This is a genomic window from Herbaspirillum sp. SJZ107, from assembly GCF_006715485.1.
Taxonomy (GTDB): Bacteria; Pseudomonadota; Gammaproteobacteria; order Burkholderiales; family Burkholderiaceae_D; genus Telluria.
The window spans coordinates 54389-72850 of record NZ_VFNH01000006.1 but is presented as its reverse complement, the minus strand read 5'-3'; the positions used below and the strand labels follow the sequence as shown (position 1 = coordinate 72850).

At 58.7% G+C, this 18462-nt stretch carries 14 protein-coding genes and 1 pseudogene; 7 read left to right on the top strand and 8 right to left on the bottom strand.

Features of this window, described 5'->3' with window-relative positions:
* Positions 1-131 precede the first annotated feature (131 nt).
* A complete protein-coding gene (locus FBX97_RS29775; RefSeq protein WP_185748786.1) occupies positions 132-710 on the top strand; it encodes a hypothetical protein in 579 nt (192 codons plus the stop codon).
* Between the two features lie 508 nt (positions 711-1218).
* Here the strand turns inward: FBX97_RS29775 and FBX97_RS28195 are convergent.
* The gene (locus FBX97_RS28195; protein ID WP_141839096.1) at positions 1219-1488 is read right to left on the bottom strand and encodes a hypothetical protein; all 270 of its coding nucleotides are present in this window, start codon (positions 1486-1488) and stop codon (positions 1219-1221) included.
* A 735-nt stretch (positions 1489-2223) separates the two neighbouring features.
* Here FBX97_RS28195 and FBX97_RS28190 point away from each other — a divergent pair.
* The 3 genes from FBX97_RS28190 (at position 2224) to FBX97_RS30495 (ending at position 4027) form a co-directional block, all read left to right on the top strand.
* Entirely contained in the window at positions 2224-3417 is a 1194-nt protein-coding gene (locus FBX97_RS28190) for a hypothetical protein (RefSeq protein WP_141839094.1), read from the top strand.
* A gap of 49 nt (positions 3418-3466) precedes the next feature.
* Entirely contained in the window at positions 3467-3679 is a 213-nt protein-coding gene (locus FBX97_RS30500; protein ID WP_141839092.1) for a helix-turn-helix domain-containing protein, read from the top strand.
* A gap of 180 nt (positions 3680-3859) precedes the next feature.
* Positions 3860-4027, top strand: a complete 168-nt coding sequence (locus tag FBX97_RS30495; protein ID WP_141839361.1) for a 5'-nucleotidase — start codon at positions 3860-3862, stop codon at positions 4025-4027.
* A gap of 156 nt (positions 4028-4183) precedes the next feature.
* Here FBX97_RS30495 and FBX97_RS28175 read toward each other — a convergent pair whose 3' ends face one another.
* Complete coding sequence (locus FBX97_RS28175; RefSeq protein ID WP_141839090.1) at positions 4184-6985, bottom strand: hypothetical protein; 2802 nt, start codon at positions 6983-6985, stop codon at positions 4184-4186.
* A gap of 160 nt (positions 6986-7145) precedes the next feature.
* On the opposite strand from FBX97_RS28175, the gene FBX97_RS28170 reads away from it, so the two are divergent.
* The 3 genes and pseudogenes from FBX97_RS28170 to FBX97_RS28160 form a co-directional block, all read left to right on the top strand.
* Positions 7146-8408 (top strand): hypothetical protein, encoded by a 1263-nt coding sequence (locus FBX97_RS28170; RefSeq protein ID WP_141839088.1) that lies wholly within the window; start codon positions 7146-7148, stop codon positions 8406-8408.
* Entirely contained in the window at positions 8405-9589 is a 1185-nt protein-coding gene (locus FBX97_RS28165) for a M15 family metallopeptidase (protein WP_141839086.1), read from the top strand. The genes FBX97_RS28170 and FBX97_RS28165 overlap by 4 nt, the downstream gene beginning before the upstream one ends.
* 228 nt (positions 9590-9817) lie before the next feature.
* Positions 9818-10294, top strand: a pseudogene (locus tag FBX97_RS28160) (IS5 family transposase); the annotation flags it as partial.
* Here FBX97_RS28160 and FBX97_RS28155 read toward each other — a convergent pair.
* From FBX97_RS28155 to FBX97_RS28130, 6 genes are all read right to left on the bottom strand, one after another.
* Positions 10281-11431, bottom strand: a protein-coding gene (locus tag FBX97_RS28155) for an IS3 family transposase (RefSeq protein ID WP_141839084.1) whose coding sequence is annotated in 2 segments (ribosomal slippage) — positions 10281-11194 and positions 11194-11431 — 1152 coding nt in all. Because the reading frame shifts where the segments join, the coding sequence is not laid out codon by codon here. The pseudogene FBX97_RS28160 and the gene FBX97_RS28155 sit on opposite strands and share 14 nt — an antisense overlap.
* A 596-nt stretch (positions 11432-12027) precedes the next feature.
* Positions 12028-13329: an MFS transporter gene (locus FBX97_RS28150; protein WP_255517674.1), complete on the bottom strand. Its 1302-nt coding sequence runs from the start codon at positions 13327-13329 to the stop codon at positions 12028-12030.
* A gap of 784 nt (positions 13330-14113) precedes the next feature.
* Positions 14114-15172, bottom strand: a complete 1059-nt coding sequence (locus FBX97_RS28145) for a porin (protein ID WP_141839082.1) — start codon at positions 15170-15172, stop codon at positions 14114-14116.
* A gap of 147 nt (positions 15173-15319) precedes the next feature.
* The gene (locus FBX97_RS28140) at positions 15320-16279 is read right to left on the bottom strand and encodes a DMT family transporter (protein WP_141839081.1); all 960 of its coding nucleotides are present in this window, start codon (positions 16277-16279) and stop codon (positions 15320-15322) included.
* On the bottom strand, positions 16276-17466 hold the full coding sequence (locus tag FBX97_RS28135) for a Gfo/Idh/MocA family protein (protein ID WP_141839079.1): 1191 nt from the start codon (positions 17464-17466) through the stop codon (positions 16276-16278). The genes FBX97_RS28140 and FBX97_RS28135 overlap by 4 nt, the downstream gene beginning before the upstream one ends.
* A 10-nt stretch (positions 17467-17476) precedes the next feature.
* Complete coding sequence (locus tag FBX97_RS28130; RefSeq protein WP_141839077.1) at positions 17477-18439, bottom strand: PDR/VanB family oxidoreductase; 963 nt, start codon at positions 18437-18439, stop codon at positions 17477-17479.
* Positions 18440-18462 lie beyond the last annotated feature (23 nt).

Genomic DNA, 18462 nt, shown 5'->3' with positions numbered 1-18462 from the left:
CAAGGCAAGTCCGGCAAAAGCTGGACAGCCTGAATCCCATGCCAGCCGAAGGTGGATCGTATAGGATAGGGACAGCCGATCGGTGGCGCACCATTTCTCAAGATATTGCAGGCCGGGCCTGGAGCACGCACATGACAGAAGTAGATGACATCCCTCCTGACAGCGGGGTTCCACGCATACTGGTCGACGATATCCTTGTAAACTTCCGTCTGCCCCACTCCAGTGTGCACGGTCCGGCGCACTGGGCGCGGGTTCGCCTGAACGGACTGCTGATTGCCCGGGAAAGCGGCGCCGACTTGAAGGTCGTCGAACTGTTCGCCTTCCTGCAAGACAGTCAGCGCTTCGATGACGGCGCCGACCTGGAGCACGGTCCCCGTGCCGCAGAATATGCATTATCGAAACACGGCGTCCTGTTTGACCTGGAACCCCGCCAGCTGAGGGCGCTTGTAGCTGCATGCCGCGGGCACACGCGCGAACGTCTGTCGGATTCGGTGACCGTCCAGACCTGCTGGGATGCGGACCGGCTGGATCTGTTCCGGGTCGGGATACGGCCGGACCGCTATTATCTCGGCACGCCGGCAGCGCGCAGCTCCGAACTGATGCGTGCGGCAATTGTACGGAGTTCCAGGTCGGCGGTACACGCCATTGCCGGCGACCACGACCTGGGTGAGCACCATGATCATCGCCCCACCGACGATCCCGATTGCTGAGGACGTAGCAGCGTCACGGGCCGGGATACCCGTCCAGTTCCAAATGCGATGGGCAGGATCGGCGACAGCCACCACAGAGGTACGCCACCGACATGACAACTTACCATCCCCATCCCGACAGCAAGGGGCGTCAGGTCCTGCTCGCCGTGATCTGGCTTAGCGCCGGTTGATAGCCCGGTTCTCCACAGAAAATGTGGATAGATAAACTCATCGCGCATGGCAGTATGTTGTCAGTGATGGCGCGCTTGTTGCCTCGAGTATAACTTTTGGACAACGGTAAATGCCCTCCTCTGTTGCCCTCGAGTAGTACAGCTGACTTACGCAACGTCGAACAGTATGGCAGCAGTTCAGAGAGCGTGCGTAAGGCGATGGGTTATCGGGCGCAGCAGGAGTAAGTTACAGTGCTTCCACGATTGCGCATCCAACGTAAGCTGCGAACAGATGTGCACCAAGCGTTACTTTCGCTGGCCTGTGCGCTCATCTGTTGGCGATATATCGTATGGTTTTGTTAGGTACTTTTGTTCGTTTCGGCAGCGATCCGAGCGTCAAGCTGCGCTTCGTCACGCAAATTTCGAATAATCAAGGCGGTCGCAACTAGCTGATCGTAAGCAGCTTTTACGTACGTCGTATAAGGCCTTTCCTGATCAAGCCTTGAAATTGCCATATGGAGGGTCGGGCCTTGAAGCCCTCGCTGAACCAGATCCATCCTGTCAGCGTTTCTAGCATCTGACGCAAGTTTGTCGACAGTCGCAGCAAATAATAATTCTTGGTACTCCATTTGTTACCTTTATGTTTTCCGAAGTTATAACGGGACAATGGTCCGCTTTTGGCCGTTAGAGACGGTCGAGCCAGCATACCAGGTTGCCGAGCTTACAAACTCTTAGAAAGCGAAAAGGACGAGCTCGACGTTGGACCGTTGGAACATCAGAGAAAACTGCAATGAAGGAAAATCAATAAGGCTGGCGTAACGCGGTTAACACCGAGGCTCGGCACTAGCTACCGCGCCCGACAAACCTTGGCGCGCTGTCTCGGCACGGCCGGCGAAGGATTCATACGCAAGCGACTACTGCCGGTAATACTCTAGCCCGCCCCGTAGACTGAAGGGGTCGAAAATGTCGGCGGCTGCGTGACAGGGTCAGCTGCTGTATCTGCAGAGCGTACTATGGCGCTAGGCGACCACCAATTTTCCACCGCGGCTTCTGGCGGCGTGCAGCTGCACGTCCAAGCCACGTTGTCCGGCAGGGCCGTGGACGGGCATGGCCAAAGTGAACGATGCACCATGTAGCCGGTGCGTAACAGCAGAATGCAACTGTGGACATCCACTCGTTGCCTCAGAACAACGTCTTCTTCATCTTTTCCGACAACATTTCACCAATATTTATTGGATGTATGCCACGATGGATGAAAAGCCCCAGCGGTATTCCGCCACGCATAAGAACTGCATTTTTTCAGTTCGGAGAATGTACCACTAATGCAATAGTGCTTGAAATGATATATATATAATTAAATTTCTATGTCCTTTTCCACTACACACGTTCTGCTGCATTCGCTGACCGAGCAAACAGCGAGGGATGCTCTTTTCACTTTTCTGGCCAATGGTGATTTTACGCACGCGGATGTAATAAACGAGGCGCAAATTCTACGTTGCCGAAAGTACCATATTTCGCTTCACAGGTTTCAAGGTCGATATGCCGCCCAATACTCTGCGCTAGTCGGAATTAACGGAACAGAAACCTATTTTGAAACTCGTCGGGTTCAATACGGTGAATGGGGTAGCGATTTCTATGAAGAACAGGTTGCCAAGGAGAGGGAAATTACCCGGTGGCATCCAGTAACCGGAAATCATGTCGGGGATTTTGATCTCTATGTATACGGCGGAAAAAACGTCTCGAAGCAGGTACAGTCTGTATTTGAATGTATTCCGACTTCCTCGGGTTGGCGTACGGTCGGACAAAGCGACATTGCCAAGCTTGATGTGGAAGCTAACCATTCGAATTTTGCCGCTTCGCTTCAAAAGCGTGAGCCCGACCTGGGGAACAGGATCCGCACGGATATCGTGGCCGGTCTCGCAGGTGATCATGTCAAGGACGTACGGCTTTCATACAGTCTTGAGAAGGACGAATCAGTGGTACTAAATCCCGTCTACCATATTGAATTTCAGTATCGGCAAAAGAAATACAACTTCTGGATACATGGATGCGATCCATGCCAGTGGGCGGGGGATGCGGTGCCTGTCGATCAGAAGGCGAGAGCAAATGCGGGAGACGCGTGGTGGACTGCGCGTATCTGCACAATTGCCGTTCTCGCTGCCCTCTACAAAAGCTACGAGCATGTGACCGGCCCGAAACTCGCGATCGCAGCTTTCATCGTTTTCGTTTCGTGGATTTATTCGAGCGTTAAGCATCAGAAAATACTCGATGATTCCAAGACAGCACGACAGGAAGCTATGGCGCGCCGGCTCGCTACACCAGATGGGAAGCCCAAGAAAGTCGCTGAAACGGGCACAGCAGCGGGTAGTGCCGCCACACAACCCGTACGACCTAAACAACCAGCAGTAAAGGCAGAACCGCTTGTGGCCGTCCAGTTACCCCAAGTGCAGCCGGCAAAAGCGCCGGACGATATGCGCTCGGGGGAGGGTAAAACGCTTGTCTTACCAAATAGAGTTCGTAGTATTCCACAGGTATTGGTCGCCAAGTATCAAGACTAGAACTAGGCGGTGAGCGCTTCGAAGCTGACAAACTCTATGACTGTAAGGTGTGGCCGCTCCGTACCCAAACGAACTCAGCCCTGATCAGAGATTGCGCGAAGCGCGCACGCGCTTGACTGCCGGAGCGCAAGATGTAGCCCAAATCGCTTATCAGCTTGGTTACGAAAGACCATCTCAATTCACCCACGAGTATACGCGCCTGTTCGCCCCCCTGCGCCATGACTTACGCGCACAGCAGGTACCTGTACAGACATCTGCATAAGCTTCTATGAACCTGTTGTGCGATTAAGCTTCTTGTTGATAGCGGACCCTACAAAAAGTCTGAAAACGGCCAGAAGCGGACGTATAAGAATAACGAAGCCAATGATATATCTCGAATGTTCGGGTGTGCGTTTTGGTTCCTAGCTCGACCAAAAGCATATGGTAGTCAGCCACCCTCGACCTGGTAGTTACCTATGAACTGAAGGTAGACGAGGCGTGCTTTTTGGGCGGCTTGAACAAGGGGCCATTCCTGACCAGTTTTGGCGCCGATGTGTTCTTCGATAACAGCAGTGCAGTTGCGATTAAGCCGCCGAGTACGTGTGCGTTGGTCACGTTCCCCATGGTGTGAAAAATCCCCCGGTGGCGCGCGCTACGCTACGTCTCGTGCAGGCTGACGCACGCAGGGTCGCGGTGCACTGAGCTAGGGAGATCGCCGACACCCGCCCCCTCTCGCGTCGCATCCCCTACCAACATAGGCGCGAACATGGATTGGTGGGGGCGCGGCTTAAGCGGCGATGATCAAGGGGATAGCGGCTTGGTCGCCCACCTGCGCGATCGGCACAAATCCAGGTGGCACTGCAAGATCCGTGAGTTTTGCCATGATCGTGATGAAGCTGACGAAAGGCCAGGCAATGGGCTCATCCTTTGCACCAAGTAGACCAATGCCCAGCCAGGTCTCGCTCACCAAAGCGACGGGCGCCAGCGCCTCTTGCATCCGGCGCATGATGGGTTCGAGCATTTGCCGCGCGGCCTCTGGATTTGACTGCGCCGGCATGGCTTGCAATTGGTTCACTGCCTCGATCGCGAGGTTACGTAGGCGCAGCGGAGCTTGCACGGTCGCCGATAAGCGTTGGTAGGCCATGAAGCGACGAGCGCCAGGGCTGAAAAGAACGCTTTCGGTCGCCTCAATCCCCAGCTTTCCCGCCTCGTAGGCAGCGTCATAGCGGGTAACATAACGCGTCGGAAACCGTTTGAGAAAGCCAAGAATCGTCGATTCGTCGGCATTCTCGGCATCGTCCCGAAGAGAGGCAAGAGGATCGCTGAAAAAGAGAGAATCCTGGGCGTAGCGCCGTCGGAATTGTGCAAGGGCGATCTCGAGCGACACCTTGTCGATTTCGTCCGGTTGGCGAGCGGCGAAGGCTGCCCATTGTTGTACGCTCAAGGCGACGGGCACCGCGATCGTGAGCGACTTCCAGAACCGGCGCGCGCCATCGGCATCGCTTGTAGGGGGCGCACCGAGCAATAAGCCGATGTCATTGCGTTGCATGCCGACCGCGTCGGCGTACGTGTTGAGTAAATCTTGAACTTTCGCTCGATCGGTGTTTTCTTGTTTCGCCGTAAAGGCGCCGTCCAGGGATACTGCCAAGCGTCGTGGCGCCGTTGGGCTACTCAGGAGTTCGAGTTGGACGCGCAGGTTGGCGGTGCGATTCTTCCACGGGTTGGCGATTGCCGTTTCGACGCCCGCTTCCGCTTTCACCGCGATGAGATCGCCCGTCACCAGGTCGGCCCTTACCGCGACCTTGCTCAGCCAGCTGCTGCTGCTCGAGATCGAGATGCCGAAGAAATTGAGCGTTGCCCGCTGCTCGCTCAGCGCTGCACCCGTCGACAATAGCCAGCCTGTCGCATCGGCGAGGGCACCGCTGGCCAAGCCCGCTTGGACCAATTCCGGCAAGGCGAGCAACTGTCCGGCGCACAGCATATGAAAGAGCTGCTCGGCTTCCGCGGTGATGTTGTCGTCGGCGCGGAACCATACCTCGAAAGCGGCCTCGGTCGTCTTGCTGGTCGAAGCAACGGAGGACAAGGTCAGCACCACCTTTTGACGCTGGCCGTCGCCCATCGCCTCTAGTAGGCGAGTCCGCAAAGCGGCGTAGCGATCGATGGCCTTCTTGATCGCGCTGGACGCCGCATTGGCGTCGAGCTGGGCCGTGATAGCGTCAAACTGCGCACCCAGTTCACCGAGGCTCTTTAGTACCTTGTCGACCTCAGTGTTCGCCTTCCCGACGATGAACTTCGACAAGGATCCAAGGGCGTCGCTCAAACCCTTGGTCGCCTCTGACACCGCGTTGTCGACGAGTTTGGCGAGGTCGCCGTCCTTGGTGACAAGGTCTGCGCTCTTACCCAAGACTTGCGTTAGCCACTTGGTCGCAATGTCTTTGACCTTCGCTTTGCCGTTCGCGATGTCGCTCAGCGCGTTATCGAGGGTGTCGGTGAGGCTAGCTGTGAGCTTCTCGACCAAGGCATCGCGCAATGCCTCTGTCGGTTCGCCGCCGACGAGCAAACCGACCACGGACTCCAGGGCACCATCGAGTTGGTCTTCGATCAGCGTGCGCACGTGATTCGCGACCGAGGTACCAGGCTGGGTCAAGGCATCGAGTAATGCGCTATCTGGCAATTCAGGCCAGGCGGCTCGCAGCAAACGCTCAGCATTCGTGACGATGGGAGAAAAGTCGGCGCCGGCGACCAGATCGAACGAGAGCTTGCGGTCATTTTGTTTGAGGTCGTGCAGTTTGACGCGCAGGCCGAGCGTTTCGACATGCCCAGGGACGGTGCGCGCTTCGACCATGGCGCTGATTTTCCATCGACTCGCATGGGATGCATTGAAGCCGGCTTTGAGACCGAGCGATAGGCCAACACTGGTCTCGCTGCCGTCCAAGCTCACGGTCCAGCCGACCGCCGTTTTCGCCGCACTGACATCAATGGCGAGCTGCGCTTCGCCATCGAGTTCATATTCCAGGCCAAACCAATCCGTCCGGTTACACAACCGCAGCATGCTTTGCACATCATGCGGCCAAACAAAATGGTGCCCCGCCGTTTCCAAGGCCGACAATAAAGCTTCGTCGTCCTTGGCTTGGATGTACCAGCGCACGACCGCACTGCCTTTCCCGTCGGCCGCGACACCGGCACTGCCCCGAGGGAGCTTTTTAGCGTTCACGCCGAGCTTGCCACTTGCCGCGATATTGGCGCCATACACGATCAAGGTATGGCCTTTATCGGGGGCGATGGGCAGTTGTGCTAAATCTTGCTCGGTCAGCAGGTCAAGCGATAGCGCCGCGTTCGCGGCGATCGACGCGGTCCACGTCCACTTGCTCGATAGGGCGTCCTCGTTGACGGTCGATTGGTCTAGAAGGGGGAGTGTGAGCTCAGCAGCGCCGGTTTTCGCGAGGTTGGAACCCACTTTTTGGACTAGCAGCTCCCACTGGCCGTGTGGCGCGAGTGTTTTCAGTGCGGCCGGCAATGCTTGGCCCGGGGAGTTGATCAAGGTCTTCAAGTTCTGCAGCGTACCCGCATTGAGTGTAACCAAGTTCACGACTATCCCCTGTGAATTATAGTTACATAATAATAACATTCAAGCATCTCTTCTTGTAAATATATTGATTGCAATATTGAAAACACAGTCGTAAGATCGCAGCGCTGAGAAGAGGTTGGGCCTGCGGGTACTGCGTGGATGCGTTTATGTCGGAGGAACCATGTTCAATTCAGAAACGCTGGAAGTCGGCATCGGCATGGCGTTCTTATTCTTGCTGATGTCACTGATCTGTACCGGCATCAAGGAATGGCTCGAGAGCCTGTTGAAATGGCGTGCCATGGACCTCGAACGGGCCTTGCGCACCCTTCTCGACGACAACAAGGGCCAGTTGTCCGCCTATTTTTTTTCCCATCCCCTGATTTCGTCGCTCTTCCAAGGCAAGTACGATCCCGCTCGCCTCAAGAACAGCACGCTTCAGCGTTGGTTCAACTACACCGATGCGATGCACATGCCACTGTCGGCGCGCCGCAATCTGCCCTCGTATATTCCGTCCGACCAGTTTGCTAAGGCGTTAATCGACATCGTGGGCCGGGGGCCTGCCAGTGTCGACGACGAGGATCCCCCGCAACTCTTGACCCTCGAGCAGCTGCGCGAGCGCGCAGCGGCCTTGCGTTCGCCCGTCTTAAGGCGCGTCGTGTTGACGGCGATTGATCATGCCGATGGCAACCTAAAACAAGCGACCGACAATTTGCAGCATTGGTTCGATAGTGCGATGGATCGTGCCTCGGGCTGGTACAAGCGCCGTACCCAAACCATTCTGTTCATACTCGGTCTTAGCGCTGCGGCAATCTTGAATGTGGACTCGCTCTACATCATGGGCCGCTTGACCGCCGACAAGACCTTCCGTGAAGCGGTAGTGAACGCGGCGGCGAAAGCACAGGATCCGGCCGCGGCCAACGCGGTCGCGCAAGAAGGCTTACGCGTCGCGCAGCAAGCCCGCAAGGAGTTGAATGACATCGGCATGCCAATGGGGTGGGAGAAAGACAAAAATTGGCCGATGGAGCTGCGACCCATTCAATTTCAAACCTGTGACCCGAAGACAGTGCCTAACTGCGCTTCCACGAAGATGCTGTCGTTGTACTCGGTCGTTCGCCTGTTGCTTGGCTGGCTGATCTCCGCCTTTGCAGTGATGCTGGGCGCACCCTTCTGGTTCGATGTGCTGAACAAGTTCATGGTGGTCCGATCGACGGTGAAGCCGCGTGAAAAATCGCGTGAGGAAGACAGTAAGGACCGCGAGGACGACGCGACGCGGGCAGCCCAGGACAACGCGGAAAACAACCAAAACAATCCACTTTCGCATCCGCCACCAGGTAATCAACTGCAAAATAACGTCCCGCAACCGAATACCTCGCAAGCGCCGCCAAGCTTTGTCCCCCACAGCTGGCGCGATGGCAAAACGAACACGACGGAGATTCCATTGTGAGCGCCGGATCGAACAACTCGGAACTGATGGTCAATTGCGATCTGGGTCGCCTCGCGCCAAGCTTCGCGATGGCGGTACAAGCCGCGCTCGAGGAGTGCAATAGTGCCCTCAATGGCCTGGATGCGATGGTGTATGAAGGCTACCGCTCGCAGGCACTGCAAGCCATCTATTACCAGCGTGGCCGCACTATTATTCCGCCAAAGGACACTGTCACCAACGCGCCAAGCAACCTGCACAGCTGGCATGGCTACGGGCTGGCGGTGGACGTTGTGCATCGAACCAAGTACTGGTCGCCGCCTGGAGGCGATGCGTGGTTCCGTCGGGTTGCCGCGATCTTCAAAAAGCACGGCTGCGCGTGGGGCGGTGATTGGAAGCAGGCGGATTTGCCCCACTTCCAGTGGGGTCGTTGTCCCGCCAGCCCATCCGACGCTGCGCGCTCGCTCATTACCGCGCAAGGAAGTTCGGCAGTATGGGAATATTTCAAGGCCACTGCGGGCGATCCACTGGCAGTTGTCTTCGCCGAACCGGACCCAAAACCGGCAGCGAACACGGTGACGCTCGGTACCATCAATGATAAAGGTTATGTTTGCCAGATCTATCAGGACAACGACAGCCGTGTGTACTTCACGGCGGATGCGGACATCGATGCCGACGGTGCGAACGGACAGAACGGCCAAGCGGTGGCGTATCGTGCTGATGACACGGGAACCGAAAAGCTCGCTAATGGCGGGATGCGAATCGACGGCGGCAAAGTGATATGCGAGAAGGCTTGGGCGCGCGACGTCGTCATTCTTGGCGCGGACAACGAGCCCAAGGTCTTTCGAGACGGCGTAATTGCCTCCACCACCTGGTACCGGCACCCAGGCAAGGCGCCCGATGATCCGAGCGCTTATGTCGATGCCGAGACCGTCCCCTACATCGTTGTGCCGCCACTAGTTGTGCAAAAGACGGTAGGGATCGTGCGCGGCTCGAAGGCCCGCGTCACGTGGAACGGCAAAAGCGTCGACTGCGTCGTCGCCGACAAAGGCCCGTCGGACAAGATCGGTGAACTGAGCATCGCGGCAGCGAGAGCGCTAGGCATCGACCCGAGTCCGAGAAATGGCGGCCATCATGCGACCAACGTGTTCTACGAGCTGTGGCCCGGAACCCCTGCGCCTGGCTTTGTGCTCCAAAAAGCCTGAGTAATGGAAGTTCGTTACGCTAAGCGTTCGAGACTGTAGCAACAGCCCCAAGCTCAACCCGCACAGTCGTCTTGCCAGTCCACAAACAGACCTGAATCTCGGCATGGACGAGTTCTCGAGGGTGTGGTTGCGACTGTGGAAGTTTCAGAATGGCGAGTGGAGCCAGGTGTCTGTGCAACCTGTGGAGCACACCGCAGCCGCTCAGCCTGGCAGATAGACCTCCAGCTGGACCCGACTGACCGAGGAAAACTCGGCAGCAAACGCCACGTCATCGTAGATGCAAGGGGCATTCCGTTGGCCATTACGGTCGCCGGAGCGAACCGGCACGATTCCATGGCATTCGAGCACACGCTGGATGCAATCCCAGCGGTGCCTGGACTGGACGGTCGGCCGAGAAAGCGGCCCGGTAAACTGCACGCCGACAAAGGCTACGATTACGCGCGGTGCCAGCGCTACTTGCGAAAGCGAGGAATCACGGGACGCATCGCTCGCAAAGGCATCGAAAGCAGTGAGCGCTTGGGCAGGCATCGATGGGTGGTCGAGCGAACGCATGCCTGGTTCGCGTGCTTCGGTAAGTTGCGCATCCGTTTTGAGCGTAGCCTAGACGCTGATGCTGCGTTACTTTCGCTAGCCGCTGCCATTATCTTTTCACGCTTTATCGATGACTTATGTTTGAATCGCCACGGCTTTCCTAGACACTCCTGAGCCGCTGGAAATACTGCTTTTCGTACTCGACTGGCGACAGGTCATTGCTGAAGCTGTGCCGGCGCTTCGGATTGTAGAACATCTCGATATAGTCGAAGATGTCCTGCCTGGCCTCGTCGCGGGTAGCGTAGATTCGACGACGAACGCGTTCTCTTTTCAGCAGTTGGAAAAAGCTCTCCGCGACAGCATTATCGTGACAATTGCCGCGTCGGCTCATGCTCTGCTCGAGATTATGCGCCTTTAGAAAATCGCGCCAGTCGTAGCTGCTGAACTGACTACCCTGATCCGAATGAACCATGACGGTTTGCTTTGGCTGACGTCGCCAGACAGCCATCAGCAATGCGTTCAAGGCGAGCTCGCGATCCATTCTCGATCCCATCGACCATCCGATTACCTGACGGGAAAACAGGTCGAGCACTGCGGCCAGGTACAACCAACCCTCATGGGTACGGATGTACGTGATATCCGTGACCCAGACCTTGTTTGGCTCAGTCACATCGAACTGCCGCTGCAAATGGTTTGGCGCCACCACGGAGGGCGCGCCGCTGCGTTTGAAACGGCGCTTGCCATAGCCGGTCTGTGAGCGCAAACCAGCAGTACGCATGATTCGGTGAACACGATTGATGCCGCATTGCTCGCCCAGGTCGCGCAGGTCGTCGGACACTTTTCGATAGCCGTACACCGCGCCGCTTTCCAACCACGACTGTTTGATGTGCCCGAGCAGACGCCGATCTTCCTGGTCCCGTTGACTTTCTGGCTCGGCGCACCAGGCATAAAAACCGCTGGGATGCACCGTCATCATCTTGCAAAGCCTTCGGATCGAATGCTCATGGCGAGCATCGCGAATGAAGGCGTACCTTACCCGGACATCTTGGCAAAGTACGCGGCGGCCTTTTTTAAAATGTCGCGCTCCTCGGTAACGCGTTTCAATTCGGCCTTCAGGCGCTTCATCTCCGCCTGCTGATCGTCCGTCTTCTGACGCTCGGCTGGTGGTGCGCTGTAGCGTTTTACCCATTGATACAGGCTGTGCGAGCTCACGCCCAGCCGTGCAGCAACCTCCGTGGCCGCGTGGCCGCGCTCCGTCACCTGCTTGACTGCTTCAATCTTGAATTCTTCGGGATACCGCTTGCCGCTCATGACTTCTCCTTGAACCTTCAATTATAGGCTCAGGAGTGTCTACTGAACTCGTGGCGATTCAAACCTTGTCGTTGATCCAAGCATTAATTGCACGGCTATGCTACTCGCAACAAGACTGTGCTGATCCAATCGTTCACATTCTGAATGGACCGCCACCAGGTTAGCTAGCACCCACAGCGCAAAGCCATCTCTGACACTCGACAGTACGGAGTATTTGCCGAAGGTCATGACGTTAAACATACCAATCTGGCGTTCGTCTCCGCCGTCATCTTCATCTCGACTACCTTGCATACGGCCTTGATGTCCCTGCACATCATGACCGACTGCATCGCTTGAGCACAGTACCTAGGCACAAGAAACACGCAAGCTGAACAACAAGGCTTCCATCGTTGGGTACTAAATGGTGCGACGGTCCACCTGTCCCTACTCGCCGCGCACCGGTAACTGCTACTAGAGATTAAACTGGCTGTCGCCATTGGCAAGGCGGGCGGGGCCGCCCGACGCAGATCGACCCGATCACGCTGGTGCCAGACAGCAGCACAATGAACTCCGCCACGTCAGCATGGCGCTCCGCTTGTCGTAGCCAGAAGTTTGGCCTAATCATCGTTGACCGGTTTTGTTTTGGAAGGCACACCGAGTAGCACTGCCAACCCGCCGCTTATGACCAATCCCGAGATAATTATCAGGCCAATTGTCAAGCTCCCCGTCAGCGTTTTGATCCAGCCAAGCATGATAGGTGCGCAGAATGCTCCAATCTGGCCAATGCTACTGATGATGCCGATCCCGCTGGCTCTGGCTTCCTCCGACAGGTAGGCGGGAGGAATTGACCAGATGATCGCGGCCGCAGAGAAATAGGAAACCGAGATGAGGCCCAAACAGATGATAGCGGCGGCCGAGTTGGTCGACATGGTGGCCAGCGCAAGGCCACCCAAACCGCCAAAACAGGTACAAGCGAAGAAATGCCAGCGACGTTCCAGCGAAAGGTCGGAGCTCCGCGCGATCATGAGCATCCCGAGCGCACCGATTATGTAAGGCAAGGCTGACAGCAGGCCGACATTTAGCACATTGTTGACCCCGGATTGTTTGATGATCGTCGGCGTCCAATAATTCAGGATGGTGCCGCATAACGGGACCGTACTCCATCCCCAGGCAAGAATATATACGCGCGGATCGCGCAGGGCCATTCCGATTCTGTGCGCAGACTTGGTCTTCTTGTCCGCGGCGCGGGTATCTGCGGCGAGCGCGTCAGTGATAATTTTCTTCTCGGCGGGACTGAGCCACTTCGCCTGTTCCGGTTTATCGACAAGGTAGAAGTAAGCCACTACACCACCAATCACAGCCGGCACCCCCTCCAGGAAGAACAACCATTGCCAGTTCCGGTAGCCCATGACACCGTTAAAGTTGTGAAGGATCCATCCCGACAGCGGGCCTCCGATGACGCCAGCGACCGCGATCGCGAGAAGGAAACGGGAAGTGATGCGAGCGCGCCGCTCTGCCGGAAACCAGTAGGTCATGTAAAGGATAATGCCCGGCCAGAAGCCAGCTTCTGCGGCACCTAGCAAGATACGTGCGATATAGAACTGCGTTGGCGAGGTCATGAATGCCATGGAAGTCGAGATGACACCCCACAACAGCATGATACGGGTTACCGTCTTGCGTGCTCCGACCTTTTCCAGCCACAAAGTGCTTGGCACTTCAAGCAGGATGTAGCCGATAAAAAACAGGCTGATCCCCAGTCCGTAAGCGGCGTCGCTCATGCCCAGATCCTGCTTTAGTTGCAGTTGAGCAAAACTAACATTGACGCGGTCCAGATAATTGAGCACCCAGCACACGAAGAGGAAGGACATCAATCTCCATGTGACTTTCTGGAAGGTCGCTTCCCGTGCCTTATCCGACATCGACTCGCTTACAGGTGGCAAGGAGACGTGTCGCACACCGCCTAACTTCAAATTTTCGTTCTCCATCCTGGTCTCCTGTTATCGGTACTTATTTAGCGCTATGTGAACTCAGGCGCACAGCTACGAACGGCACCCTGTCAAAATGGACGGAAAGACTAGAACTGCATGGCGCAGTCGAGCTATCTCGAACGCAGGCACGCTGAGCGCCACGTTGTAGAGGAAACAATCCGATGAGTGCGAGCCAGCACCGCTGGACGAGGCATTTTCCAACTCCTGAGTGGCACAATCCGCCAGGGGCTTATGGCAGGTTCGTCACAGTGTACATTAATATTAGAGATCTAAGTATACTTTTATCTTAGATCTCTAAGCATTCAGGATGCCATTGCGGAGTTCCCGATCATCGCACGCTATCCCGTACGGATATTCAAGCGTGTCATCGCGAAGTGGCCGGTCATTGAAGCATCCCGACCCTGAATCATCATTGCCTTCAACTAAGGCGCCCTCCACAAAGGCATGCAGGCTAGCGTATCGTTTTTTGGGATCGCGCCGGTAAGAAAGCGATACGGGGTCGATTCTGCGACGGAAGCAGCAATGGATCGGCTTTACGTAATGTTTCGATCCGCTGCCGAGCAAAGACCGAAACGGCAGGAATTACGATGCCTGCCGGTACGGTTTCTTCGGCCTCCGACAAATGCTATAGAGAAATGGTTTCGTGTAAAAGTCCATCGAAACACAAATCCGCCGATGTCGGACCCACCGCCATCCGGCACCAGCGAAATGATTTTTAGAAACGGTGGCGTATGCCGAGGATGACGCCTCCTTGACGGTCGCCCGGATTCACGGCACCGCCCATGCCCATGCTTGCCTGGTCCTGGTTGCGCATGAACGCCAGCTGACTATACAGATCGGTACGCTTCGACAAGGCGTAATTGGCAAGAAAGGCTAGCATGGTGGACTTGTTAGCGGCTCCTTCCGGATCGTTGACGTACAGTGTCGGCGTCACGGTGAACGCGGCAACCGGGCTGTATTGCGCACCAACCCAATACAGGTTGGTATCGCGGCTGGACGCGGGCGTCGCCGCAGTCGTGCGCTGGTAGGAGGCAAACAGTTTCACCGACGGGAAACTGATGGCGCCGCCCACCGCTTTGCGTTCGGTGGTATTACGCTCGGTCGCGATGGACGTACCATTCTGGCGGTCATAGACGACCCCAAACTGCGCCTTGCCCAGCACATAGCTGACGTGCATTCCCGTTTCCTTGCCGACGCGGTAAGCCCCCGGCACTTCGCTGCCGCCGGCGATCGTGCCGTCGAGCCCGAAGCTGTACTGTGCGCCGACACTGAACCCGCCGAACTTGCCGACGTACTTGACCGCATTGTCGGCACGGCCGACATAGGCAGCGTCGAACACGACGGCGGAGTAGCGGCTTGCCGTGATCGGATCATACTGTACGCCATAGTCGTAAAACGTCGTGGCTTCCCGTCCCAGCTCGATCTCGCCGAGGGTTCTGTGATTCAGGCCGACATAGGCGTGGCGGCCGAACAGGCGTCCGTTCTGTCCCAGGGTACCGCTGTCGATCGAGATGCCGCTCTCCAGCGCGAAGACCGCCGTGAGGCCGTCTCCCAGGTCCTCGCGTCCGCGCAGGCCGAAGCGGGAACTCTGCGCGCTGCCCGACTGTACGCGGACCATGCTCTCGGTGGCCGAGCCGACGCCACCGACGCGGACCTTGTCGACGTACTCGACGCCGGCGTCCATGAGACCGTACAGCTGGACGTTGTTCTGGGCATGGGCGGCTACGGAAAGTGCCGTCATTGCAACTACGGTGCTTGTTCTTGCGAAATGCATTACAGCTCCTCGTTATGATTATGACTGCTTCGCTTGTCCGCCGGCTCATCCCCCTTCTGTGGAACGAACGGACCGGCGGGTCTCCTCCTACATCGTTTGCATGACGGCCGGCGCCCGGACTGTACGGTGCAGCCGGCCGCTTCGGTCCTATCGCGAGAGTGTCAGCGTGGCCACGCCGGCGAGCACCATGCCCCCGCCCATCCAGGCCCGTGGCGACAGTCTTTCTTTCTTCTCGAACAGGTAATACCCGCACGGGATGACCAGCAGCGGGGTACTCAGGGTGATCAGGTTCGACAGCGCCACTTCGATGTAGCGCAGCGACCAGATCGAACAGATCTGCGCCGCAATGGTGAGGACGCCGCTCGCCAGGTACAGCATCACGCCGCGGCGGTCGGCTGCGCGCAGGCTCGCCGGCACCGTGCGGATGTCGGGACTGAACGCAGCATGCAGCAGCAGCCCGGTCGAGGCGCCGAGCAAGGCACCGGCCAGCGGCTGATTCCAGTCCCGGATCGCGGCCCCGCGCACCACCGTGCTGATCGCATACGCGATCGAGCCGCCGGTGCCGAGCACCAGGGTGGATTCCTTGAGGCGCGCGGACAGGGCAGCGCGGGTACGGGCGGCCGTGCCGCCGATTGCCGGCGCCAGGCGACGCGGCCGCGAGAACATGCCCGGCACGTAGCCGATCAGGGCCAGGCCGAGAATCGTGAAGGCGATCGCGCCGAGCCGGGCCGGCGACAGCGCTTCATTGAGCGCGACCCAGGCGATCAGCGCCGCGAATCCGGGGCTGCTGACCTGGAACAGACTAGCCTTGGCCGATCCCATGCGCACCACCGCCTCGAAGAAGAACCAGCGCCCCAGATAGGTCGAACATGCCCCGCCGAGCATGAACAGGAGCACCGCGCGCCACGACCAGCCGATGCCGGTTCCGGACAGCGTGAGCTGGCCTGCCAGCAGCAGGCCGCAGAACAGCAGGTTGACCCCGACCGAGATCAGGAAGCCGAGGTTCAGGCTGACGCGCTCGGCGCCCTGCTTGATCACCAGCACGTTGGCCGAAAACATGCACAACGCGGCGCCGGCCAGGGCGATGCCGAACGAATGCGGCGTCATGCCCGGGTCGGCAGCACGACGTCGCGTTGCTCTCGGCCCGACGCCAGCAGTGCCAGGCAGACCTCCAGGGTCGCGCGGGCCCAGGCGCCGTCATGCAGCGGCGGCACGCCATCGGCCACCGCTGCGACCAGTTCGTCGATGACTTCGAAGCGCGGCACCGCCGGCGCGGGCAGCGGATGGTGCTGGCGCACGTCGTCGCCGTAGACCAGCACGCCGGACGGCAAGGGACGGATGTCGGCCCGGTCGCAAGTGACGATCAGCGGACCGAAATGCTGGTGCAGCGCGGGCGTGCCGGGCGCCGCGCCGGCGGCCGGCGGCTTGTAGTCCGGTCCGCCGTAGGTTCCGGCGGCCTTCAGGCGTGCCTCTTCCCCGGGCGACTCCAGGGTACGCAGGCGGCGGCGCGCAGCGCCATGGTTCTCCGGGTCCTTGGCATTGCCCATCTCGCCGATCCAGCCTGTCCATTCGTCCGAATCGAAGTGCGCATAACCGCTGTACGTGAGCGAGGCGAACGCGCCGTCCTCGAACCACAGCATGGCGCTGTAGGCGCCCTCGGTGGGGCGGGACGGGTCCCAGGCCCCCAACGCAGCGCGCACCCGCGTCACCCTGCTGCCGGCCAGCAGGCGCACCACGTCGATCTGGTGCGCGGCCTGGCTGAACACCGCGCCGCCGCCTTCGTCGGTCATCAATTCCTCCGGCCGCCGCGGGCGGAACAGGAAATCGGTATAGTTCAGCGCATGGATCATCCTGACCTTGCCGAACTCGCCGCCGGCCACCAGCGCGCGTGCTTTGAGGTAGGGCGAGTCGAAACTGTGGCAGTGGCCGACGATGAGGTGCACGCCGGCTTCGGCGCAGGAAGCGATCATGCGGTCGCACTCGTCCAGGCTGAGCGCCATCGGCTTTTCGACCAGCACGTGCTTGCCATGGCGCGCCGCGACGCGCGCGTGCTCGGCATGGAACTGGTGCGGGCTGGCGACGTAGACGGCGTCCAGCGCCGGGTCGGCGGCGAGCTGCTCGATCGTCTCGTAGACGCTGGCCGAAAAGTCCTTCTCGAACTGGGCACGGGCGGCCGGGCGCGGATCGCAGGCGGCGACCAGCTCGATCCTGGCGTCGGCCAGGAAGGTCGGCAGCATCAGCGAGAATGCGCGCCCCAGGCCCGCCACGCCGAGGCGGATGGTAGATTGTGTCATGGCGGCGCCCTCAGAGATCGATGACGATCCGGTCGGTCTTGGCGCGCGAGACGCAGACCATGATCTGGTCGTCCATCTCTTCGGGCATCAGCACCATGTCGCGGTGATCGGCCACGCCCGAGACAAGGCGCGTGCGGCAGGTGCCGCAGGTGCCGCTCTCGCAGGAGGTGCGTACGTCGCAGCCGCCTTCGCGCAGCACGTCGAGAATGGTCTTGCCGACCGGGACTTCGAACGTGCGGCCGCTGGCAGCCAGTTCGACGACGAACGGCTTGTCGTCCTTCTGGGCTGCGCCGCCCTGGACGAAGCTCTCGAAGTGGACGTTTGCGCTGTTCCAGTGGCCGGCCATGTCGCGCACCGATTCCATCAGACCGCGCGGGCCGCAGCAGTAGATGTGCTTGTTGCTCGGACGCTCCAGCACCGGCCACAGGTCGAATGCCTGCGCGGCATCGCCGCAGTCGTGGTGGATCACCACGTTCTTGCGCAATTCGGGTGCACTCAGCTCTTCCAGGAATGCCGTGGTCTCCGGCGACTGGGTAAAGTAGTACAGCTTCCACGGCGCCGGCGGTAGTTCGCCGAAGGAGCGGATCATCGACAGGATCGGGGTGATGCCGATGCCGCCGGCAATGAAGATGTAGCCACCCGCACTATTGACGAGCGGGAAAGCGTTCTCGGGCATCGACGTCGGCAGGATATCGCCCTGCTTCGCTTCGTCGACCATGCTGACCGAGCCGCCCTGCCCGTTCGCATCGCGCTTGACGGTGATCACGTAACGGCCCGGGTCGTTCGGGTCGTTGCACAAGGAATACTTGCGCAGCATGCCGTTCGGCGCCCGCACGCTGACGTGCGACCCGGCCGTGAACGGCGGCAGTTCGGTCCCATCCTGGGCCACCAGCTCGAAGGTGCGAATGCCGTTCGCGGCATCGGTGGCGCTGGCGATTCGCAGTTGCATCATCGCTTCAGTGTTGACTTGCATATTTTGTCTCCTCTCGATGTTGG